Origin of the sequence: Aeromonas sp. QDB20, assembly GCF_027707805.1 — a bacterium.
Lineage (GTDB): Bacteria > Pseudomonadota > Gammaproteobacteria > Enterobacterales > Aeromonadaceae > Aeromonas > Aeromonas dhakensis.
This window is the reverse complement of record NZ_JAPCJC010000002.1, coordinates 71,048-93,021: the sequence shown is the minus strand read 5'-3', so window position 1 is coordinate 93,021 and position 21,974 is coordinate 71,048. Positions and strand designations below refer to the sequence as shown.

18 protein-coding genes and 1 other RNA gene are annotated in these 21,974 nt (G+C 63.4%); all 19 read left to right on the top strand.

Translation table 11 applies throughout. From position 1 onward, the window contains the following. The first annotated feature begins 45 nt into the window (after positions 1–45). Positions 46–174: non-coding RNA, RtT sRNA (locus PG897_RS02275), on the top strand. Between the two features lie 432 nt (positions 175–606). Continuing rightward, a complete protein-coding gene (locus PG897_RS02270) occupies positions 607–1,365 on the top strand; it encodes a flagellar motor protein (RefSeq protein WP_005299846.1) in 759 nt (252 codons plus the stop codon). Beyond that, positions 1,343–2,218: a flagellar motor protein MotB gene (locus PG897_RS02265; RefSeq protein WP_024941393.1), complete on the top strand. Its 876-nt coding sequence runs from the start codon at positions 1,343–1,345 to the stop codon at positions 2,216–2,218. The genes PG897_RS02270 and PG897_RS02265 overlap by 23 nt, the downstream gene beginning before the upstream one ends. A 258-nt stretch (positions 2,219–2,476) precedes the next feature. Then, a complete protein-coding gene (locus PG897_RS02260) occupies positions 2,477–2,881 on the top strand; it encodes an NADH-quinone oxidoreductase subunit A (RefSeq protein ID WP_005299842.1) in 405 nt (134 codons plus the stop codon). Between the two features lie 29 nt (positions 2,882–2,910). Further along, positions 2,911–3,585, top strand: a complete 675-nt coding sequence (locus tag PG897_RS02255; RefSeq protein WP_024941392.1) for a NuoB/complex I 20 kDa subunit family protein — start codon at positions 2,911–2,913, stop codon at positions 3,583–3,585. A gap of 2 nt (positions 3,586–3,587) precedes the next feature. Then, positions 3,588–5,393 carry an NADH-quinone oxidoreductase subunit C/D gene (gene nuoC, locus PG897_RS02250; RefSeq protein ID WP_010634272.1) on the top strand — a complete coding sequence of 602 codons (1,806 nt, stop codon included), beginning with the start codon at positions 3,588–3,590 and terminating at the stop codon, positions 5,391–5,393. A 61-nt stretch (positions 5,394–5,454) separates the two neighbouring features. Continuing rightward, on the top strand, positions 5,455–5,997 hold the full coding sequence (nuoE, locus tag PG897_RS02245; protein ID WP_024941390.1) for an NADH-quinone oxidoreductase subunit NuoE: 543 nt from the start codon (positions 5,455–5,457) through the stop codon (positions 5,995–5,997). After that, on the top strand, positions 5,994–7,361 hold the full coding sequence (gene nuoF, locus PG897_RS02240) for an NADH-quinone oxidoreductase subunit NuoF (RefSeq protein ID WP_024941389.1): 1,368 nt from the start codon (positions 5,994–5,996) through the stop codon (positions 7,359–7,361). Before nuoE ends, nuoF begins: the two co-directional genes overlap by 4 nt. A 68-nt stretch (positions 7,362–7,429) precedes the next feature. Continuing rightward, positions 7,430–10,159: an NADH-quinone oxidoreductase subunit NuoG gene (gene nuoG, locus PG897_RS02235; RefSeq protein WP_024941388.1), complete on the top strand. Its 2,730-nt coding sequence runs from the start codon at positions 7,430–7,432 to the stop codon at positions 10,157–10,159. Continuing rightward, a complete protein-coding gene (gene nuoH / locus PG897_RS02230; RefSeq protein ID WP_024941387.1) occupies positions 10,156–11,124 on the top strand; it encodes an NADH-quinone oxidoreductase subunit NuoH in 969 nt (322 codons plus the stop codon). Before nuoG ends, nuoH begins: the two co-directional genes overlap by 4 nt. A 128-nt stretch (positions 11,125–11,252) precedes the next feature. Next, positions 11,253–11,795: an NADH-quinone oxidoreductase subunit NuoI gene (gene nuoI / locus PG897_RS02225; protein WP_005299827.1), complete on the top strand. Its 543-nt coding sequence runs from the start codon at positions 11,253–11,255 to the stop codon at positions 11,793–11,795. Positions 11,796–11,805: 10 nt separating this feature from the next. After that, positions 11,806–12,354 carry an NADH-quinone oxidoreductase subunit J gene (gene nuoJ, locus PG897_RS02220; RefSeq protein ID WP_024941386.1) on the top strand — a complete coding sequence of 183 codons (549 nt, stop codon included), beginning with the start codon at positions 11,806–11,808 and terminating at the stop codon, positions 12,352–12,354. Further along, a complete protein-coding gene (gene nuoK, locus PG897_RS02215) occupies positions 12,354–12,662 on the top strand; it encodes an NADH-quinone oxidoreductase subunit NuoK (protein ID WP_005299823.1) in 309 nt (102 codons plus the stop codon). The genes nuoJ and nuoK overlap by 1 nt, the downstream gene beginning before the upstream one ends. Then, positions 12,659–14,506 (top strand): NADH-quinone oxidoreductase subunit L, encoded by a 1,848-nt coding sequence (gene nuoL, locus PG897_RS02210; RefSeq protein WP_201885053.1) that lies wholly within the window; start codon positions 12,659–12,661, stop codon positions 14,504–14,506. The genes nuoK and nuoL overlap by 4 nt, the downstream gene beginning before the upstream one ends. Before the next feature lie 78 nt (positions 14,507–14,584). Beyond that, on the top strand, positions 14,585–16,105 hold the full coding sequence (gene nuoM, locus PG897_RS02205) for an NADH-quinone oxidoreductase subunit M (RefSeq protein ID WP_024941384.1): 1,521 nt from the start codon (positions 14,585–14,587) through the stop codon (positions 16,103–16,105). A gap of 61 nt (positions 16,106–16,166) precedes the next feature. Continuing rightward, complete coding sequence (gene nuoN, locus PG897_RS02200; protein ID WP_024941383.1) at positions 16,167–17,630, top strand: NADH-quinone oxidoreductase subunit NuoN; 1,464 nt, start codon at positions 16,167–16,169, stop codon at positions 17,628–17,630. A 187-nt stretch (positions 17,631–17,817) separates the two neighbouring features. Continuing rightward, on the top strand, positions 17,818–18,948 hold the full coding sequence (locus tag PG897_RS02195) for an FIST signal transduction protein (RefSeq protein WP_024941382.1): 1,131 nt from the start codon (positions 17,818–17,820) through the stop codon (positions 18,946–18,948). Continuing rightward, entirely contained in the window at positions 18,945–20,378 is a 1,434-nt protein-coding gene (locus tag PG897_RS02190) for an HD domain-containing phosphohydrolase (protein WP_024941381.1), read from the top strand. Before PG897_RS02195 ends, PG897_RS02190 begins: the two co-directional genes overlap by 4 nt. 16 nt (positions 20,379–20,394) lie before the next feature. Further along, positions 20,395–21,921 (top strand): HD domain-containing phosphohydrolase, encoded by a 1,527-nt coding sequence (locus tag PG897_RS02185; protein WP_024941380.1) that lies wholly within the window; start codon positions 20,395–20,397, stop codon positions 21,919–21,921. Positions 21,922–21,974: the final 53 nt, after the last annotated feature.

Below are 21,974 nucleotides of genomic sequence, written 5' to 3'. Positions count from 1 at the left end.
AAACCGACCTGATGGTCGGTTTTTTGCTTTGGGGAAGAATTATCAGCTCATCTCGAAGAGGGAGGGTGAGAACCCTCGCCGGGTTCGAGCAGAGCAGCTTGCTACGATGAACGGCCGCAGGCCGCCCCGAAGGGGTGAGCCACGCAGTGGCGAATCATCCCTCCCTCACCGCCAAATTTAAAGAACCGACCTGATGGTCGGTTTTTTGCTTTCAGACTCTGACGAAAGCGGCCCTCTCACCCAGCGTCGAGCAGGCCGGCAGCCTCTATCTATCCTCCAGGCAGTCCTGCTGGCTATGACCCGCCCCATGGCGTACCGATCTCACCACCCATTTGAACGGCCAACCTGATGGCTGATAGTGACATTCCGCCGCCAGCTCGCCTCTGCAGCCAAGCGCCTCAAACGCAAGGCTACAGCGCCGCCAATTTCCCTCTGCTGGCAGCAACGTCCACCTTGGTGGCTCCCCCCTTTCCAGCCGGAAAACACCTCTCCCGGGCGGCAGCTGACGCTGGCGCACGTTATTGCTCAGCGATTGGATATCATTTTGAAAAACTGATACTTAAGTAGCTACACTAGCCATTATCAATCTTCAGGGATGCGTAATAAATGAGCTTAATCGGCCTGGTCCTGGCATTGATCGCCATTCTGGGCGGCAACATGATCGAGGGCGGCCACCCCAGCGCCCTGCTCGATCTGCCCGCCTTCCTCATAGTGATCGGTGGTACTGTCGGTGCCGCTCTGACCCAGTTCCCCTTCTCCGTCGTCGGCAGCACCCTCAAGCGTTTCAAGTGGTTGCTGACCCCTCTCAAACTCGACATGCAGGAGCAGGCCGAACTGCTGGAGAACCTGGCGGGCAACGCCAGGCGCAGCGGCATGCTAGCCCTGGAAGGGATGATCGACGACATCAAGGATCCCTTCCTGCAAAAGGGGGTGCAGATGATGGTCGACGGCTACGAGAAGACCAAGATCCACGAGGTGCTGGAGAACGAGATCGAGTTCGAGCAGGAAGATCTCGAGCAGACCGTCAAGTTTTATGAGGCCATGGGGGGTTATTGCCCGACCATGGGGATCGTGGGGGCGGTATTTGGCCTCATTCACGCCATGGGCCTGCTGGATGCCCCGGACAAGCTGGGGGGCGCCATTGCGGTGGCCTTCATCGCCACCATCTACGGGGTATCGGCCGCCAACCTCATCTTCCTGCCCTTCGGCAACCGCTACAAGGCCTTTGCCCACCAGATCCGCCACTACAAGGAGATGACCCTCACCGGCATCCTCTGCATCGTGGACGGCGAATCCCAACAACGTCTGCAAGTCACCCTCGAACCCTACTTAGGAGGCCACGGTGGCAAAAAAGAAAAAGGCTGAGGCGCCGGAGAACCACGAACGCTGGCTGGTCTCCTATGCCGACTTCATGACCCTGCTGTTCGCCCTGTTCGTGGTGCTCTACTCCTTCGCGATGGCCAAGCAGTCTGAAACCCGGGTGCTGATCCAGGGCTTCATCGAGTCGCTGGGTAAAATAGGCCTGATCTCCCCGCCTGCGGGTTCACCGGTCATGCAAGGGGGGACCGGCATTCTTGAGCCGGAATCCAAGACCACCCCGAGCAGCCCCGAGAAGGAGACGGTGCTGGAGAAAGATGCCCCCACGGCAGCTTCGGATCCCTTCAACGAGACCATAGGCGCCTCTGAGAAGCCGAGCGCGACGGAGTCCTGGCCTCACAAGACCCAGGAGCAGGAGTGGGTGCAGGTCACCAAGAAGAAGCTGGAGCAGCAGCTCAAGGCACAGATCGAATCCAAGGATCTGGAGGTAGAGCAGCTCGGCAGCCAGCTGGTGATCCGCATCGGTGAAAAGGCACTGTTCCCGGCCGATTCCGCCTTCCTGCAGCCCCAGTTCATTCCGCTGGTCAACAAGATCTCCGGTATTCTGGCGGATATCCCGGGCAAGGTGGTGGTCACAGGTCACACCGACAACACCCAGGCGCCGGTGGAGCTCTATCGCAGCAACTGGGAACTGTCGGTGCTGCGCTCGGCTTCCATCGTGCACACCCTGCTCACCAACCCCAAGCTCGATGCCTCCCGGATCATCGCCCAAGGGGTGGCCGATGCCCAGCCCCGCTATCCCAACGACACCCCGGAACACCGGCAGGCCAACCGTCGGGTCGAGATCACCCTCTCCCAGGGCAAGGCCGCCGAAGAGTCCCTCCCCGTCCTCAAACCCTGATCCAGCAGACCCCGCCCGGCGGGGTCTCGTTTTTCTCGATTAGTTTATTTTTCAAACTGCCCCACGATTTTCCCCCCATCACAAAGGCGAGTGAAAATGATTCTCAAATAGGAACATTGACCCCGCTTGCAAAATACGATTTTCCTCCCGCTGATTAATAATTAATCCCCTGAAATGACATGTAAATCAGTATCGAAGTGGCATAATACGTAACATCCTTGTTAAGTCTCGTGATTAATTTGGTTAGGGAAAACTCCTATGTTTGCTGATATTGCTGTCCAGCATTGGGCTTTTGCTGTCTATGTAGTTGGGGCCATCTGTATCTGCCTGATCATGATCGGCCTGGCAGCCCTGCTGGGAGGCCGCGCCTACGGCCGAGCCAAAAACAAGCCCTTCGAATCAGGCGTAGACTCCGTGGGCAATGCCCGTCTGCGCTTCTCCGCCAAGTTCTATCTGGTTGCCATGTTCTTCGTCATCTTCGACGTGGAAGCGCTCTATCTCTTTGCCTGGTCCGTCTCCGTTCGGGAGAGCGGCTGGGTCGGCTTCATCGAGGCCACCATCTTCATCTCCTTGCTGCTGGTAGGACTCATCTACCTGTGGCGCATCGGCGCCCTCGACTGGGCACCGAAAAAACGCGTCCTGACCGACAAGAAGCCAGACTGAATTACTGATTATCCCTTTGAGGTTGCACCATGAAGTACACCCTGACCCGGATTGACCCGGATGCGCCGGTTGAGCGCTACCCCCAGGAACAGCGCCAGATCGTCGAGGATCCCCTGGCTCAAGAGGCCTCACGCGGCATCATGATCGGGCGCCTCGAAGAGGTGCTGCAGGACACGGTCAACTGGGGCCGCAAGAACTCCCTCTGGCCCTACAACTTCGGCATCTCCTGCTGCTACGTAGAGATGTGTACCGCCTTCACCTCCCCTCACGACGTGGCCCGCTTCGGTGCCGAAGTCATTCGGGCCTCACCGCGCCAGGCCGATTTCATGGTGATCGCCGGCACCCCCTTCATCAAGATGGCCCCGGTCATCCAGCGCCTGTACGAACAGCTGCTCGAGCCCAAGTGGGTCATCTCCATGGGGGCCTGCGCCAACTCGGGCGGCATGTATGACATCTACTCGGTCGTTCAGGGCGTCGACAAGTTCCTGCCGGTCGACGTCTACATTCCGGGCTGTCCGCCCCGTCCCGAGGCATTCCTGCAGGCCTTGATGCTGCTGCAGGACTCCATCGGCAAGGAGCGCCGTCCGCTCTCCTGGGTGGTGGGCGATCAGGGCATCTATCGCCCCCAGATGCCTGCCGAGAAGGACCGCAAGCGTGGCGAGCGGATCAACGTCACCAACCTGCGCACGCCGGATGAGATCTGACCATGAAACTGACTCGAGAATTTCCCAGCAACTACGCCATGGCCCAGTGGCAACCGAGTGATCACAAAGACGCTCAGGTAGTCGGCGAGCTGTTTGCCCATTTCGGTGCCGAACGCTTCACCATCCAGAATACCCGCACCGGCGTGCCGGTGGTCTGGCTCTCCCGCGAGCTGCTGCTGGATGTGATGGGGTTCCTTAAAAAGCTCCCCTCCCCGTTCGTGATGCTGTTTGACTTGAGCGCCACCGACGAGCGGATGCGCAGCCATCGTCACGACCTGCCCGACAGCGACTTCACCGTCTTCTATCACCTCATTTCCATCGATCGCAACGCCGACCTGATGTTGAAGGTGCCGCTCAAGGAGGGGGATCTGACGCTGCCCACCGTCAGCCGCCACTTCCCCAACGCCAACTGGTATGAACGGGAAGTGTGGGATCTGATGGGCATCAACTTCGACGGTCACCCGCACCTGACCCGCATCATGATGCCCAAGAGCTGGCAGGGTCACCCGCTGCGCAAGGATTATCCGGCGCGGGCCACCGAATTTGATCCCTTCATGCTCGATGCCGCCAAGCAGGACATGGAGCAGGGCAACCTGATGTTCAAGCCGGAAGAGTGGGGCATGAGTCGCGGCAACGAGAACGAGGACTACATGTTCTTGAACCTGGGTCCCAACCACCCCTCCGCCCACGGCGCCTTCCGCCTGGTACTGCAGCTCGATGGCGAGGAGATCCGCGACTGCGTGCCCGATATCGGCTATCACCACCGCGGTGCCGAGAAGATGGGCGAGCGCCAGTCCTGGCACAGCTACATCCCCTACACCGACCGGGTCGAGTACCTGGGCGGGGTGATGAACAACCTGCCCTACGTGCTGGCGGTCGAGAAGCTGGCCGGCATCAAGGTGCCACAGCGGGTCGACATGATCCGGGTGATGCTGGCTGAGCTGTTCCGCATCCAGAGTCACCTGCTGTTCATCGGTACCTATATCCAGGACGTGGGCGCCATGACCCCGGTCTTCTTCACCTTCACCGACCGGCAGCGGATTTACACCATCATCGAAGCCATCACTGGCGCCCGCATGCACCCGGCCTGGTTCCGCATCGGCGGCGTGGCCCACGATCTGCCCGTCGGCTGGCAGCGACTGGTGCAGGACAACCTGCTGAGCTGGCTGCCCAAGCGGCTGATGGACTATGAGAAGGCCGCCATGCGCAACAGCATACTGCGTGGCCGCACCATCGGCGTCGCCGCCTACACCACCGAACAGGCGCTGGCCTGGGGCACCACGGGCGGTGGTCTGCGCGCCACCGGCCTCAACTTCGACGTGCGCAAGTGGCGCCCCTACTCCGGCTACGATCAGTTCGAATTCGAGGTACCGGTCGGTGCCAACGGCGATGCCTACGATCGCGCCCTGGTGCGCATCGAGGAGATGCGCCAGAGCATGCGCATCATAGAGCAGTGCATGAAGAACATGCCGGAGGGGCCGTTCAAGGCGGATCACCCGCTCACCACGCCGCCGCCCAAAGAGCGCACCCTGCAGGACATCGAGACCCTGATCACCCACTTCCTGCAAGTGTCGTGGGGCCCGGTCATGCCGGCCGCCGAGTCCTTCCAGATGATCGAGGCGACCAAGGGGATCAACAGTTATTACCTGACCAGCGATGGCTCCACCATGAGCTACCGGACCCGGATCCGCACCCCGAGCTTTGCTCACCTGCAACAGATCCCCTCGGTGATCCGTGGCCAGATGGTGTCGGACCTCATCGTCTATCTGGGCAGTATCGATTTCGTTATGTCGGATGTGGACCGTTGAGTAACGGCTGTTACCAAGCGCCGTTACACGACAACAAGAACAAGCCACAAAAGGTTATGCCATGAGCCAGCAATGTCAGTGCCAACACAATCCGTCCCCGCAGGGACAGAGTTCATGCCAGGGCAAGGGGAACGATTTCATCCTGAGCCAGGCAGAACGCGATGCCATCGAGCATGAGAAACACCACTACGAAGATCCCCGTGCCGCCAGTATCGAAGCGCTCAAGATAGTGCAGCAGGCCCGCGGCTGGGTTCCTGACGGTGCCATCCACGCCATCGCCGCCGAGCTCGGTATCCCCGCCAGCGACGTGGAGGGGGTCGCCACCTTCTACAGCCAGATCTTCCGCCAGCCGGTCGGTCGCCACATCATCCGCGTCTGCGACAGCATGGTCTGCTACATCAACGGCCACGAGCAACTGCTGGCCGGCCTGAAAGAGGTGATGAACCTGGCCCCCGGCCAGACCTCCGCCGACGGCCGCTTCACCCTGCTGCCGGTCTGCTGCCTCGGCAACTGCGACAAGGGGCCGGCGCTGATGATCGACGATGACACCTACGGTGGGCTCGACGCCGTCAGCCTGCTCAAGACCCTGGAGGCTTACCCATGAGTCTGGCATCCCTTGGTACCGCCAACCGCATCGCCCGCGCCGCCGAGACCCATCCCCTCACCTGGCGGCTGCGCGACGACGGCCAGCCGGTCTGGCTGGATGAATACCAGAGCAAGCAGGGTTACGATGCGGCCCGCAAGGCGCTGGGCCAGATGAGCCCTGATGAAATCGTCGGCACCGTCAAGGATGCCGGCCTCAAGGGCCGCGGCGGCGCCGGCTTCTCCACCGGTGTGAAGTGGGGCCTGATGCCCAAAGACGAGAGCATGAACATCCGTTACCTGCTCTGCAACGCCGACGAGATGGAGCCGAACACCTACAAGGATCGGCTGTTGATGGAGCAACTGCCCCACCTGCTGATAGAGGGGATGATCATCTCGGCCAAGGCCCTCAAGGCCTACCGTGGTTACATCTTCCTGCGCGGCGAGTATGTAGATGCCGCCACCAACCTGCGCCGTGCGGTAGAAGAGGCCAAGGCCGCTGGGCTCCTTGGCAAGAACATCCTGGGCTCGGGCTTTGACTTCGAGCTGTTCGTCCACACCGGCGCCGGCCGTTACATCTGCGGCGAAGAGACGGCGCTCATCAACTCCCTGGAAGGGCGGCGCGCCAACCCGCGCGCCAAGCCCCCCTTCCCCGCCGTTTCCGGCGTCTGGGGCAAGCCCACCTGTGTCAACAACGTAGAGACCCTGTGCAACGTGCCCGCCATCATCGGCAACGGTGTGGCCTGGTATCAGGGGCTGGCGCTGCCGGGTTCGGAAGATCACGGCACCAAGCTGATGGGCTTCTCCGGCAAGGTCAACAACCCCGGCCTGTGGGAACTGCCATTCGGCATCACCGCCCGCGAGCTGTTCGAGAACTACGCCGGCGGCATGAAGCCCGGCTATCGCCTGAAAGCCTGGCAACCGGGTGGGGCCGGTACCGGCTTCCTGCTGCCCGAACACCTGGATGCCCAGATGTATGCCGGCGGCATCGGCAAGGTCGGCACCCGGATGGGCACGGGCCTTGCCATGGCGGTGGATGACAGCATCAACATGGTCTCCCTGCTGCGCAACATGGAAGAGTTCTTCGCCCGCGAGTCCTGCGGCTGGTGCACCCCCTGCCGCGACGGCCTGCCCTGGAGCGTCAAGCTGCTGCGCGCGCTGGAGCGGGGCGAGGGTCAGCCAGGGGATCTCGCCACCCTGGAACAGCTGGTCAGCTTCCTCGGCCCGGGCAAGACCTTCTGCGCCCATGCCCCTGGCGCCATCGAGCCGCTGGGCAGTGCGATGAAGTATTTCCGCTCCGAATTCGAGGCCGGCGTCAAGGCGCCGCAGGATAGTCACAAGCAGCTCAAGGGTATCCAGCCCAATCTGCTGGGCGAGCGCTGGTAAGGCGCCCAGTGCGCCCGCAGAACCGGCGCGAGCCACAGAATTTATCTCATTGAAGTCAGGGAAGTTGTATGGCCACCATTCATGTAGACGGTAAAGAGTTCGAGGTAGACGGGGCAGATAACCTGCTGCAAACCTGTCTCTCCCTTGGGCTGGACGTCCCCTATTTTTGCTGGCACCCGGCGCTCGGTAGCGTCGGCGCCTGCCGCCAGTGTGCGGTGAAGCAGTATCAGAATGCCGACGACAAGCGCGGCCGCTTGGTCATGTCCTGCATGACCCCCTCCACCGATGGCACCTATATCTCCATCGAGGATGAAGAGGCGAAAGAGTTCCGCAAGACGGTGGTGGAGTGGCAGATGACCAACCACCCCCACGACTGCCCGGTGTGTGAAGAGGGTGGCGCCTGCCACCTGCAGGACATGACGGTGATGACCGGCCACAACAGCCGCCGTTACCGCTTCACCAAACGCACCCACCAGAATCAGGATCTGGGCCCCTTCATCAACCACGAGATGAACCGCTGCATCGCCTGCTATCGCTGCGTGCGCTACTACAAGGATTACGCCGGTGGCGAGGATCTCGGGGTCTACGGCGCCCACGACAACGTCTACTTCGGCCGGGTCGAGGATGGCACCCTGGAGAGCGAGTTCTCCGGCAACCTGGTGGAGGTCTGCCCCACCGGCGTGTTCACCGACAAGACCCACTCCGAGCGCTACAACCGCAAGTGGGACATGCAGTTCGCCCCCAGCATCTGCCAAGGGTGCTCGGTCGGCTGCAACATCAGCCCAGGTGAGCGTTATGGCGAACTGCGCCGCATCGAAAACCGCTATCACGGCGCTCTGAACCACTACTTCCTGTGCGACCGCGGCCGCTTCGGCTACGGCCACGTCAATCTGACCGACCGCCCGCGCCAGCCCCTGCTGCAGGATGGCAATGACAAGCTGGCCATCACGGTGGATGGTGCCCTGAACCGGGCCGCCGATGCCCTGCGCACCGCCGCCGGCGTCATCGGCATCGGCTCGCCGCGGGCGTCGCTTGAGAGCAACTTCGCCCTGCGCGAACTGGTGGGTGCCGCCAACTTCTACAGCGGCGTCGAGCAAAGCGAATGGGAATGCCTGCAGAAGATGCTGCAGATCCTGCAGCACGGTGGTGTGCGCACCCCCAGCCTGCGTGACATGGAAGAGGCCGATGCCGTGCTGGTGCTCGGCGAGGATGTCACCCAGACCGCCGCCCGCATCGCCCTGGCCCTGCGTCAGGCAGTCAAGGGCAAGGGCCGTGAAATCGCCCGCAAGCTGAAGGTGGATCTGTGGCAGGTCGCCGCGGTGCAGACCCTGGCCCAGAACGAGCGCTACCCGCTGCTCATCACCAGTCTCGACACCACCCGACTGGACGACGTGGCGAGCGGCACCCTGCACGCCCCCCACGCGGATCAGGCACGCCTCGGCTTTGCCATCGCCCATCTGCTTGATGGCAGCGCCCCTGCCCTGACCGATCTCGCCCCCGAGCAGCAGGCCCTGGCCGCCAGCTGGGCCGCGCTGCTCGGCAACGCCAAAAAGCCGCTCATCATCGCCGGCACCGGTGCCCGCAGCCAGGCGCTGCTCGAGGCGGCCAGCAACATCGCCCGTGCCCTCAAGGGCCGTGGCCAGGCCGTGGAGCTCGCTCTGGTAGCCCAGGAGACCAACAGCTTGGGGCTGGCCATGCTGGCCGGCAATGCCGCCCCGCTGGAAGCCGCCCTCGAGCGCATCGAAACAAAAGAGAAGCTCGCGCTGGTGATGCTCGAGAACGATCTCTACCGCCGCGCACCGCGCAGCCGCGTCGATGCCGCCATCGACCGCCTGCAGCACCTGCTGGTGGTCGACCATCAGGACACCGGCACCGCCCAGAAGGCGAATCTGGTACTGCCTGCCGCCAGCTTCGCCGAGGGCGACGGTACCCTCATCAACATGGAAGGTCGCGCCCAGCGTTTCTTCCAGGTCTATGCCCCCGCCTTCTACGACGCCGACATCCAGGTGCGCGAGAGCTGGCGCTGGCTGGCCGCCCTGCAAGGGGCGCTGGATCGCAAACCGCTGCGCTGGAACACCTTCGACGAGGTGAGCAGTGCCTGCGCCGCCAGCGCTCCGCTGCTGACCAGCATGCGTGAGGCCGCTCCCAACGCCGGTCTGCGCATCCGCGGCATGAAGCTCGCCCGCGAGCCGCACCGCTACAGTGGCCGCACCTCCATGCTGGCGGATCAGAACGTGAGTGAGCCGAGAGTCGCCCAGGATCCCGACTCGCCCTTCAACTTCTCCATGGAAGGCTACGCCGGTGCCCGCCAGCCGCTGCAACAGGTGCCGTTCGCCTGGGCACCGGGCTGGAACTCCCCGTCCGCCTGGAACAAGTTCCAGGATGAAGTGGGTGGCAACCTGCGCGCCGGGGATCCCGGCCGCCGTCTGCTGGAAGCGGACGAGGAGAGCCTCGGCTGGTTCGACACCATTCCCGCCCCGTTCAGCGCCAAAGAGGCGCTGCAGGTGGTGAACTATGACCAGCTGTTTGGTGGCGAAGAGCTCTCTGCCAGAAGCCCGGTCATCCAGGCCCGCATGAGCGAGCCCGTACTGGTGCTGAACCCGGCCGACGCCAACCGTCTCTCCCTTAATGCCGGCAGCCAGGTCGCCTTCTCTTGGGGTGGCCACCACTGGCGGCTGACCCTGCGACTGAGCGAGCATCTGAGCGCCGGTCTGGTGGGTCTGCCGCTTGGTGTCAACGGTCTGCCGACCGCCCTGCATCAGCAATATCTCGCCAACCTGCAGGAGGCCATCGCATGAGCGACTCTCTGATCGATCTGTTGCTGGAGATCGGCAAGGCATTGATCGTGCTGGTGGGGATCGTGGGGGCCGGTGCCTTCATGAGCTTCATCGAGCGCCGTCTGCTGGCGCTGTGGCAGGATCGTTACGGCCCCAACCGGGTAGGCCCCTTCGGCCTGCTGCAGCTGGCGGCCGACATGATCAAGATGTTCTTCAAGGAGGACTGGATCCCGCCCTTCGCCGATCGGCGGATCTTCGTGCTGGCCCCCATCATCGCCTTTACCGCCTTCATTCTGGCGTTTGCGGTGGTGCCGATCACCCCCACCTGGGGCGTGGCGGATCTCAACGTGGGGCTGCTCTACATCCTGGCCATCGCGGGGCTGGCGGTCTATGCCGTGCTGTTCGCCGGCTGGTCGAGCAACAACAAGTACTCCCTGCTCGGCAGCCTGCGCGCCTCGGCCCAGACCCTCTCCTACGAGGTGTTCCTCGGCCTCTCCTTGATGGGCATCGTCATCCAGACCGGCAGCTTCAACCTGCGGGATATCGTGGAAGCGCAGGCAGGACTGTGGAACATCATCCCCCAGTTCCTGGGCTTCATCACCTTCCTGTTTGCTGGCGTCGCCGTCACCCACCGCCATCCGTTTGACCAGCCGGAAGCCGAGCAGGAGCTCGCCGACGGTTATCACATCGAGTATGCGGGCATGAAGTGGGGCCTGTTCTTCGTGGGCGAGTACATCGGCATCGTGCTGGTCTCCTCCCTCATCGTGACCCTGTTCTTCGGTGGCTGGCACGGCCCCTGGCTGCCGCCCTTCATCTGGTTTGCCCTGAAGACCGCCTGCTTCATGGTGTTCTTCATCCTGCTGCGGGCCTCTCTGCCCCGCCCGCGCTTTGACCAGGTGATGTCGTTTGGCTGGAAAGTCTGCCTGCCGCTGACCCTGCTCAACATGCTGGTCACCGGCGCCGTGGTGCTGATGAATGCGCAGTGAGGCCCCGATGGACAGAAAAATTGTGATGCCGTTTGGCTGGAACGTCTGCTTGCCCGCCGCCCTGCATCCCGTTCGGGATGCAGCCGGTACGGGCTGTGGTGCTGATGAATGTGCAGTGAGGCACGACTATGAAAATTATTAACATCATCAAGGGTGTCGGCACCCAGTTACGCAGCCTGGGCATGGTGTTCTCCCATGCCTGGCGCCCCCGCGAGACCCTCAACTACCCGGAGCAGGCCGTCTATGCGGCCCCCCGCTATCGCGGCCGCATCGTGCTGACCCGCGATCCGGACGGCGACGAGCGCTGCGTGGCCTGCAACCTGTGTGCGGTGGCCTGCCCGGTCGGCTGCATCTCGCTGCAAAAATCCGAGCGGGAAGATGGTCGCTGGTACCCTGAGTTCTTTCGCATCAACTTCTCCCGCTGCATCTTCTGCGGCCTGTGCGAAGAGGCCTGCCCCACCACCGCCATCCAGCTGACGCCGGATTTCGAGATGGGCGAGTACCGCCGACAGGACCTGGTGTACGAGAAGGAAGATCTGCTGATAAGCGGCCCCGGCAAGTACCCGGACTACAACTTCTATCGCATGAGCGGGATGGCCATCGACGGCAAGCCGAAAGGGGATGCCGAAAACGAAGCCAAGCCCATCGATGTCAAGAGCCTGCTGCCCTGAGGAGTCAATCATGGAACTGGCATTCTATGCCGCGGCCCTGGTCGCCATTTACAGCACGCTGCGGGTGATCAGCACCAGCAATCCGATGCACGCGCTGCTCAATCTCATCGTCTCCCTCATCGCCGTGGCCATGATCTTCTTCTGTCTGGGCGCCGCCTTCGCAGGCGCCCTGCAGGTGATCGTCTACGCGGGCGCCATCATGGTGCTGTTCGTGTTCGTGGTGATGATGCTGAACCTGGGCTCGGCCCAGGATCAGGAGAAGCACTGGCTCACTCCCACCACTTGGGTGGGCCCGGGCCTGCTTTCGCTCATTCTGCTGGGTTTTCTGGCCTACGGCATTCTCGGGGTCACCGGCGGTGAACTCGGTCTGACCGACGTCAGTGCCAAAGCGGTCGGCATCGCCCTGTTCGGTCCTTACGTGCTGGCGGTGGAGCTCGCCTCCATCCTGCTGCTGGCCGGTCTGGTGACCGCCTATCACCTGGGCCGTGAAGACAAGAGCGGGGAAGTGCTCTCCGTGCCAAAAGCCTCGGCACATCCGTCTCAAGAAGGAGGTCAATGATGAACGGAATCCCGATGGAACACGGCCTGCTGCTGGCTGCCGTGCTGTTCTGCATCGGCCTGTGCGGCCTGCTGATACGTCGCAACTTGCTGTTTATCCTCATGAGTATCGAGATCATGATGAACGCCTCGGCACTGGCATTCGTGGTGGCTGGCAGCCGCTGGGCCCAGGCTGATGGCCAGATCATGTACATACTGGTGATTTCTCTGGCGGCAGCGGAGGCCAGTATCGGCCTCGCCCTGTTACTGCTGCTCTATCGTCGTTACCACACCCTCAACGTGGACACTGTGAGCGAGATGCGCGGATGAGCCTCCTATACCTGACTTTTCTGTTTCCGATGCTGGGATGGCTGGTGCTGGCCTTCTCCCTCGGTCGTTTCGGCGAGCGCACCTCGGCGCTCATCGGCGTCGGCAGCATAGGGTTGTCGGCCCTCACTACCCTGTGGGTCGGCATTGATTTTCTCAACACCATGCCGGCGGGCGGCGTCTATACCCAGACCCTGTGGCAGTGGATCTCGGTGGGCAGCTTCAGCCCCAGCTTCCGCCTGGCACTGGACGGCCTGTCGCTGACCATGCTGGGCGTGGTGACCGGGGTGGGCTTCTTCATCCACCTGTTCGCATCCTGGTACATGCGCGGTGAAGAGGGCTATTCGCGCTTCTTCACCTACACCAACCTCTTCATCGCCAGCATGCTGTTCCTGGTGCTGGCCGATGACCTGCTGTTCGTCTATCTGGGCTGGGAAGGGGTGGGTCTGTGCAGCTACCTGCTGATCGGCTTCTACTACAAGGATCGCAACAACGGCGCCGCCGCCCTCAAGGCGTTCGTGGTGACCCGGGTCGGCGACGTCTTCCTCGCCATCGGCCTGTTCATCCTCTATCGCGAGCTCGGCACTCTCAACATCCATGAGCTGCTGGTGCGCGCCCCCACCCTGTTTGCCGAAGGCTCCCCCGCCCTGTCGCTGGCCTGCCTGATGCTGCTCGGCGGCGCCGTCGGCAAATCGGCCCAGCTGCCGCTGCAGACCTGGCTGGCGGATGCCATGGCGGGCCCGACCCCGGTCTCGGCACTGATCCACGCGGCCACCATGGTGACCGCCGGTGTCTATCTCATCGCCCGTACCCACGGCCTGTTCCTGCTGGCCCCCGAGATCCTGCATCTGGTGGCGCTGGTCGGGGCCATTACCCTGGTGCTGGCGGGCTTTGCGGCCCTGGTGCAAACCGACATCAAACGGATCCTGGCCTACTCCACCATGAGCCAGATCGGCTACATGTTCCTGGCCCTCGGCGTTGGCGCCTGGGAAGGGGCCATCTTCCACCTGATGACCCACGCCTTCTTCAAGGCGCTGTTGTTCCTCTCCGCCGGTGCCGTGATCGTCGCGACTCACCACGAGCAGAACATCTTCAAGATGGGGGGCCTGTGCAAGAGCCTGCCGCTGGTCTATGCCTGCTTCCTGGTCGGGGGCTCGGCCCTGGCTGCGCTGCCGCTGGTGACCGCCGGTTTCTACAGTAAAGACGCCATCCTGTGGCAGGTGCAGGCCAGCGGCCAGAGCGCCCTGCTGTGGGCTGGCCTTGGCGGTGCCTTCCTCACCTCCCTCTACACCTTCCGCCTCATCTTCATCGCCTTCCACGGCAAGGCGAAGACCGAGGCTCACGCCGGTCACGGTCTGGCCCACCAGCTGCCGCTGCTGGTGCTGCTGGTGCTCTCCACCGGCATCGGCGCCCTGATAGTGCCGCCGCTGGCGGGGGTACTGCCGACGGGTCCGGGGGATCACATCGAAGAGGGGCGCCACGCGTTGGAGATCACCTCCGCCGTCATCGCCATCGCCGGCATCGCCCTGGCAGCCTTCCTGTTCCTGGGCGAGCGCCGCCTGGCCAGCAGCATAGCCAACAGCGCGCCGGGCAAGTTGCTCAGCACTCTCTGGTTCAATGCCTGGGGCTTTGACTGGCTTTACGATCAGCTGTGGGTCAAGCCGTATCTGCTGGCGACCCGGTTGCTCGGCAAGGATCCGCTGGACTGGATGATGAACCTGCCGGCCTGGCTGGCCCAGAGCGGCCACCAGCTGCTGGCCTGGACCGTTTCCGGCAAGTTGCGCTGGTATGCAGCCTCCATGGGGATGGGCGCCGCCCTGATCCTGGCCCTGCTGCTGCTCGGCTGATCCCGTGATGCAGCCCCTGAACTCGCAGCAAGCCCACGGGCCTGCACAGTGACTAGAACATAGACGAGAGCTGATATCGTGACCTTACTCTGGATCTTGTTAATACCCTTCATCGGCGGTCTGCTCTGTTGGCAGACCGAGCGATTCGGCGAGTACTTCGTACGCTGGGTCGCCCTGCTGTCGATGAGCGCCTGCCTGCTGCTCTCCTGCGCCATCTGGTGGAGCGGCGATTTCACCCTGTCAGCCCAGGGCGGCGTACCCGTCTGGGCCGCCGAACTGCAACTGCCCTGGATCCCCCGCTTCGGAATCTCACTGCACCTGGCGGTGGATGGCTTGTCGCTGCTGATGGTGATCCTCACCTGCTTCATCGGCGTGCTGGCCATCCTCTGTTCCTGGAAGGAAATCGTGCAGCGCATCGGCTTCTTCCACCTCAACCTGCTGTGGATTTTGGGTGGCGTGCTCGGCGTCTTCATGGCGCTGGACCTGTTCCTCTTCTTCTTCTTCTGGGAGATGATGCTGGTGCCCATGTACTTCCTGATTGCGCTGTGGGGCCACTCGGTCACCGACGGCAAATCCCGGATCAACGCCGCCACCAAGTTCTTCATCTACACCCAGGTCAGCGGCCTCATCATGCTGGTCGCCATCCTGGGCCTGGTGCTGACTCACCACGCCGCCACCGGCGTGTTCACCTTCAACTATCAGGACTTGTTGAACACCCCCATGAGCGAGGGGGTGCAGTGGCTGCTGATGCTGGGCTTCTTCATCGCCTTCGCGGTCAAGATGCCGCTGGTGCCGCTGCACGGCTGGCTGCCGGATGCCCACAGCCAGGCGCCGACCGCGGGTTCCGTTGACTTGGCGGGGATCCTGCTCAAAACCGCCGCCTACGGTCTGCTGCGCTTCGCCTTGCCGCTCTTCCCCGAGGCGTCCGCCGAATTTGCCCCCTACGCCATGGTGCTGGGCCTCATCGGCATCGTCTACGGCGCCATCGTGGCGTTCGCCCAGACCGACATCAAACGGCTGGTGGCCTACACCAGCATCTCCCACATGGGCTTCGTGATGATCGCCATCTATTCGGGCAGCGAGCTGGCCCTGCAGGGCGCCGTGGTACAGATGATCGCCCACGGTCTCTCCGCCGCCGGCCTCTTCATCCTGTGCGGTCAGCTCTACGAGCGTCTGCACACCCGGGACCTGCGCCTGATGGGCGGGCTGTGGGGCCGGCTGCGCTACCTGCCCGGCGTGATGCTGTTCTTCTCGGTCGCCTCTCTGGGGATGCCGGGCACCGGCAACTTCGTCGGCGAGTTCCTGATCCTCATCGGCAGCTTCCAGGTTGCCCCCGTGCTCACCATCATCGCCACCTTCGGGCTGGTACTGGCCTCGGTCTACTCCCTCATCATGCTGCAGCGCGCCTGCTTCGGTACCCCCAAGGACGAGAGCGTGCTCAAGGGGCTCGACAGCCGCGAGCTGGTGATGATGATGACCATCGCCGGTCTTTTGGTGCTGCTCGGTGTCTATCCCCAACCGGTGCTCGACACCGCGGGCAACAGCCTGCTGAGCGTGCTGCACTGGTACGCCCTGCCCTTCGCAGGAGCATTGCAATGAGAGTGACCGCTGTTAAACCGCTGGCCCTGTTGCCTTCCTTGTCCCTTACAGGAGCACTGCAATGACCTTCACCGCTTCGCAACTGCTGGCCCTGCTGCCCCTGTTGCTGACAACCGGGGCCATGGTGGCCCTGATGCTGGCCATCGCCTGGAAACGGTGCGATGACACCGCCTTCGTGGTCACCATCGCCGGCCTCAACCTCGCGCTCTTCTCCCTGCCCATCGTGATGGCGCAAGGCGATCAGGGGGTCACCCCGCTGCTGCTGATCGATGGCTACGCCGTCTTCTACATGGGCCTGGTGCTCATCGGCGCCCTGGCCACCTGTACCTTCGGTCGCTCCTGGCTCAAGGGCTATCCGGACAACCGGGAAGAGTTCTACCTGCTGCTGCTGATCGCCACCGCCGGTGGCCTGGTGCTGGCCGGCTCACGTCACCTCGCCTCCCTGTTCATCGGGATCGAGATGCTGACCCTGCCGATGTTCGGTCTGGTGGGCTACGCCTATCGCGAGCGCCACTCGCTGGAGGCCAGCATCAAGTACATGGTGCTCTCCGCCGCCGCCACCGCCTTCCTGCTGTTCGGCATGGCGCTGCTCTATGCCCAGGCAGGGAGCCTCAGCTTCAGCGATCTGGGGCTGACCCTGGCCACCACCCCGGCCCACCACCCGCTGCTGATGGGCGGTCTGGGTCTGATGCTGGTCGGCTTTGCCTTCAAGCTCTCCCTGGCACCGTTCCACCTCTGGACCCCGGACGTGTACGAAGGGGCGCCGGCCCCGGTGGCCACCTTCCTCGCCACCGTCAGCAAGATCGCGGTGTTCTGCGTGCTGCTGCGCTTCTACCTGGCGGTACCCGCCGCCGCGGATCCCATGATCCACTGGCTGCTGGCCGCCATGGCGGTGGTCTCCATCGTCATCGGCAACCTGCTGGCCCTGCTGCAGACCAACATCAAGCGGATGATGGGTTACTCCTCCATCTCCCACTTCGGCTACCTGCTGGCGGTGATCGTGGCGAGCCGTCTCGGCCAGATGCCGGTGGAAGCGGCCGGCGTCTATCTGCTGATGTATCTGTTCACCAGCCTGGGGGCCTTCGGCGTCATCAGCATGATGTCCAGCCCCTATCGCGGCAAGGATGCGGACTCCCTGCACAGCTACCGCGGCCTGTTCTGGCGTCGTCCCTACCTGACCGCCGTGCTGACCGTGATGATGCTCTCGCTGGCCGGTATCCCCATGACGCTCGGCTTCATCGGCAAGTTCTACCTGATCGGGGTGACCGTCGATGCCAAGCTGTGGTGGCTCTCCGGCGCCATCGTGCTCGGCAGTGCCCTGGGTCTCTATTACTACCTGCGGGTCATGGTCACCCTCTACCTGCGCGAGCCCGGCATGCAGCTGCGCGACGCCAAGGGGGACTGGGCCATCACCTCCGGTGGTCTGGTGGTGCTGCTCTCCGCCGCACTGGTGGTGGCACTGGGTCTCTATCCCCAGCCGGTCATCAGCCTGGTACAGGGCTTCCAGAACGTGGTGCTGCGCTGATTTCACTCCCCCAAAAAACCGGCCCAAGTGGCCGGTTTTTTATCTGCCCAAAGCTGGATGCCTGACCAGCCATCTCAAATTTATCTGCCTTTATAACGGCTTATAAGCTCTTGTCGGACACGACCGGGTATCCACTTCGCCCGCCTTGCTGATATATTAGCCATTGGCAGGAAAGGAGTTCCGAGGGATGATGCAGCCCGCTTTTCTTTCATTCGATGCGCAACCACTGGCCGATGCACTGCAGCCCTATCGCGGGGAGCGGCTCGATCTCTTGCTGGCCGAGCAGGATGCCGGGCACGTGGCCGAGCTGCAGCAGCAGTGCCGGCGGCTCGATATTCAGCTCAGCGGCGCACTCTTTCCCCGCCTCATCAGCCGCCACGGCTTTCATGAGCACGGTGCCTGGCTGCTGCCGCGCCCGGCCTCACACGCCCCCCTGCTCATCCCGCTCGATCCCGCCGCCTGCACAGACCTGCAAGTCAGCACCCTTTGCGATGCGCTGCTCCCCCAGCTTGCGCAGTGGCCAGAGGCCGCAGGCGTACCGACCCTCTTTCTGACCTTTGATGCCATGATCCCCAACATCGCCTCCCTCCTCGAGGGGATCTATCTGCACCTCGCGGACAGGGTCAATTATGCCGGCGTCAATGCCGGCAGTGGCCAGTTCCGCCCCATGCCCTGCCTGTTCGACAACCACAGATTGCTGGCGCAGGCAGTCTGCTGCACCCTGCTGCCCCACCACAGCTACCCGCTGCTCGAGCACGGCTATCAGCTCACCGCCCAGCCCATGCTGGCCACCAGCAGCGAGGGCAACAAGATTGCCTTCATCGACTGGGAGCCGGCCTTCAGTCGCTACCAGTCCCTGGTCCAGCAACAGTTCCAGCAGCGCTTGACGCCGGATCAGTTCTACCAGTACGGCGTCCACCTGCCGCTCGGGCTGCTGCGGGCCAACGGCGACGTCATCGTGCGCATCCCGGTCGCCGTCACCGACGAGGGGGCCCTGCTCTGCGTCGGGGAGGTGCCGGATCACAGCATCCTCACCCTGCTCAAGGCGCCGCAGAGCCCGACCGCCCACGCCATCGAGCTGGCCGAAAAGCTGAGCCGGCACGGCGCCCCCGAGCGCCTCGAGATCTACTACTGCGCCGGCCGTCAGCAGCACTTCGGCGAGCAGAGCACGCTGGAGCTGAAAACCCTCTTCAGCCACAGCGGTGCCCACGAGCTGGTGGGCGCCCTCTCCCTTGGCGAGATCGGCAGCCTGCGACCAGGGGAGTATCCGCTGTTTCACAACGGAGCCATTCTCTGCAACGGGGAGGGACGGCGATGAACAACGACCACGCCATGGCCATCGTCTGCGATCTTGCCCTCTGCATCGGTCGCGAGGTCACTCTGGACGCCCTGTTGACCAAGGTGCTGCAGCGTTTTCTGTTTCACTGTGCCTGCCCGGTCGGGCTGGTGCTGCAGCAGTTGCCACAGGGTGAGTACAAGATCATCAAGGCGATCGGGGATGAGCAGCTGGTCAGCCATCAGGGGGAGCCGCTCGCGCTGCCCCACTGGGTCGGCGACGGCGAGCAGTGCATCCTGCACGCCCCGCTGCCGCTGCCCGCTGCACGCCCCTACCCCTTTGCCTACCGGCTGCGGATCGAGGGGGGTTACCTGATGCTGCTGCTCTCCCCCAATGCGGAGCAGCAGGGGGAGCGGCTCTGTCACCTGTTCAGCCCCATCCTCGGCAACCTGGCCCGCGCCATCCAGCTGTGCCGGGACAGCGAGCAGCTGGCGCTGCGCCAGCAGGCGGAGCTGGTCGACATGCAGCGCTTCAACGAATCCCTGCTCAAGGCAATTCCCATTCCGGTGTTTTACAAGGATGTCGAGGGGCGTTTCATCAGCTGCAACCCGACCTTCACCCAGATCACCGGCATCAGCAAGGCCGAGCTGCAGGGCAAGCGGGTGGACGAGCTCCTGCCCCCGGAGATGGCCGACGAATACACCCAGCGCGACCTGGAAGTGCTGCGCAGCAGGCAGCCGCAATATTTCGAGCACACCCTGTTTGACCGGGAGGGCCGCCGCTATCAGGTGCTCAACTTCAAGGATCTCTTCTACGACCATCAGGGCGAGGTGGCCGGCATCATAGGCGCGCTGGTCGACATCACCCACATCAAGGAGAGCGAGCAGCAGCAACGTACCCTGCTGTTCCAGACCATAGCGGCGCTCTCCTCCGCCATCGCCCACAAGGATCCCAGCACCGCGGGCCACGAGCGGCGCGTGCACGATCTGGCGCTGGCCATCGGCCAGCATCTGCAACTCGCGCAGGATCGGCTGGATGGACTGGGCCTCGCCGCCATGGTGCACAACATCGGCCTGCTGCAGATCCCCGCGGAGATCCTCACCCGCCCCCGCGAATTGCGGGAGGTGGAGTTCGAGCTCATCAAGCTGCACCCGCAGGCGGGCTGTGAAATTCTGCAGCAGATAGACTTCCCCTGGCCCATCGCCACCATAGTGCAGCAGCACCATGAGAACATGGACGGCAGTGGCTATCCGCAGGGATTGCAGGGGGATGCCATCTGCCTGGAGGCGCGCATCATCCGGGTGGCCGACTCCCTGGCGGCCATGACCGCCCACCGTCCGTTTCGGCGGGCCCTCTCCTTCACCGATGCCTTCGCCGAGCTGACCCGCTATGCCGGTGTCCACTACGACGAACAGGTAGTCAGCGCCTGCTTCGCCGTCTGGCAGGCTGGCTACCGCTTCGCCCCCCTTTGACCGAGGCTGGATGACGATGAGTTCAAGACCCGCACCGCCCTTTACCCCGCTGTCCACGGCAGCCCTGCTTGGTCAGGTGATGGATCAGCTGCCCTACCGGGTGCTGCTCAAGGATACCCGCTCCCTCTTCATCGCCTGCAACCGGCTTCTGGCAGACGATCTCGCCCTCACCCCGGCCGAACTGGCCGGCAAGTGCGATGCCGACTTCTTCCCGGCCGAGCTGGCCCAGCGCTATCGGGACGACGATCTCAGGGTCATGGCCGGCGGCATCACCCAGCGCCACGAGGAGCCTTATCTCAAGGGAGGTGAGGCCCGCTGGCTCAGCACCACCAAGTTTCCCCTGCACGACGAGCTGGGCCAGGTGGTCGGCGTCGGGGTCTTCTTCGATGACATCACCGAGAAGAAGCAGCAGCAAGAACGGCTGCAACAGTACACCTGGACCCTGGAGGCCATCGGCCGCGCCCATCACGCCATGCTCAGACCGGACGACGAGCAGACGCTGCTGCAGGAGATCTGCGACGCCATCACCTTCGACGGCCGTTTCCCCCTCGTCACCGTGCTGCAGGAAAAACCTGACCAGCACACCCTGCAGGTGCTGGCGCAGGCGGGCAACGCAACCTGGTTTGCCAGCGACGAGTGGCTCACCCGGGATCCCGCCCTGCACCAGGCCATCAGCACAGAGATGCCGTGCAACGAGGCGCTCCCCTGCGAGCTGGTACATCATTCGGCCACCCTGCGCGCCCGCCTGCTGCTGCCGCTGCAGTGGCACACCGGCGGGCACGGCGGCCTGCTCATTCACAGCGAGCAGGCCCGCCCCTTCACCGACGAGGAGGTGCACCTCTTCAGCCAACTGGCGGACTACCTTGCCTATGGCCTGCAGGCCCGCAGCACCCAGCAGGCCTACCTCACCGCCCAGCGCGACAAGATGCTGCATGCCCGTCAGCTGGAGCTGGCGCTGGAAGATGCCCTCGGTGCCATTGCCGCCGTGCTGGAGCAGCGCGATCCCTATACCGCCGGCCACCAGAAGCACGTCGCCACCCTGGCGCTGGCCATCGGTCGCGAGCTGCAGCTCGATGAGAAGCGGTTGCGGGGACTCTATCTGGGGGCCATGGTGCACGACATCGGCAAGATCCAGGTGCCGGTCGACATCCTCACCAAGCCGGGGCGGCTCACGCCCCAGGAGTTCAACCTGGTCAAGGAGCACCCGGGCGCCGGTTATCAGGTGCTCAAGGACATCGCCCTGCCCTGGCCCATCGCCCAGATGATCCACCAGCACCACGAGTACATCGACGGCTCCGGCTACCCGGCCGGGCTCAAGGGCGAGCAGATCCTGCTGGAGGCCCGCATCCTCACGGTGGCCGACATCGTGGAATCCATGTCCTCCGATCGCCCCTACCGCGCCGCCCTCGGCATTCCCCAGGCCAGGGCCCATATCATCCAGCTGCGCGGCACCCGGCTGGATGAAGCCGTCGTGGACGCCTGCCTGCGCATTCTCGATCGCGGTGACTTCATCCCCCACGAACTGGGTCACGGCCGCCCCTAGCGGGAAGGTCGCCATAAAAAAACCGGCCACAAGGGCCGGTTTTTGTTTGCGTC

Coding starts and splice junctions, on each gene's coding strand:
- PG897_RS02270 (WP_005299846.1), top strand. CDS start 607: ATGAGCTTAATCGGCCTGGTCCTGGCATTGATCGCCATTCTGGGCGGC.
- PG897_RS02260 (WP_005299842.1), top strand. CDS start 2,477: ATGTTTGCTGATATTGCTGTCCAGCATTGGGCTTTTGCTGTCTATGTA.
- PG897_RS02255 (WP_024941392.1), top strand. CDS start 2,911: ATGAAGTACACCCTGACCCGGATTGACCCGGATGCGCCGGTTGAGCGC.
- nuoC (WP_010634272.1), top strand. CDS start 3,588: ATGAAACTGACTCGAGAATTTCCCAGCAACTACGCCATGGCCCAGTGG.
- nuoE (WP_024941390.1), top strand. CDS start 5,455: ATGAGCCAGCAATGTCAGTGCCAACACAATCCGTCCCCGCAGGGACAG.
- nuoF (WP_024941389.1), top strand. CDS start 5,994: ATGAGTCTGGCATCCCTTGGTACCGCCAACCGCATCGCCCGCGCCGCC.
- nuoG (WP_024941388.1), top strand. CDS start 7,430: ATGGCCACCATTCATGTAGACGGTAAAGAGTTCGAGGTAGACGGGGCA.
- nuoH (WP_024941387.1), top strand. CDS start 10,156: ATGAGCGACTCTCTGATCGATCTGTTGCTGGAGATCGGCAAGGCATTG.
- nuoI (WP_005299827.1), top strand. CDS start 11,253: ATGAAAATTATTAACATCATCAAGGGTGTCGGCACCCAGTTACGCAGC.
- nuoJ (WP_024941386.1), top strand. CDS start 11,806: ATGGAACTGGCATTCTATGCCGCGGCCCTGGTCGCCATTTACAGCACG.
- nuoK (WP_005299823.1), top strand. CDS start 12,354: ATGAACGGAATCCCGATGGAACACGGCCTGCTGCTGGCTGCCGTGCTG.
- nuoL (WP_201885053.1), top strand. CDS start 12,659: ATGAGCCTCCTATACCTGACTTTTCTGTTTCCGATGCTGGGATGGCTG.
- nuoN (WP_024941383.1), top strand. CDS start 16,167: ATGACCTTCACCGCTTCGCAACTGCTGGCCCTGCTGCCCCTGTTGCTG.
- PG897_RS02195 (WP_024941382.1), top strand. CDS start 17,818: ATGATGCAGCCCGCTTTTCTTTCATTCGATGCGCAACCACTGGCCGAT.
- PG897_RS02190 (WP_024941381.1), top strand. CDS start 18,945: ATGAACAACGACCACGCCATGGCCATCGTCTGCGATCTTGCCCTCTGC.
- PG897_RS02185 (WP_024941380.1), top strand. CDS start 20,395: ATGAGTTCAAGACCCGCACCGCCCTTTACCCCGCTGTCCACGGCAGCC.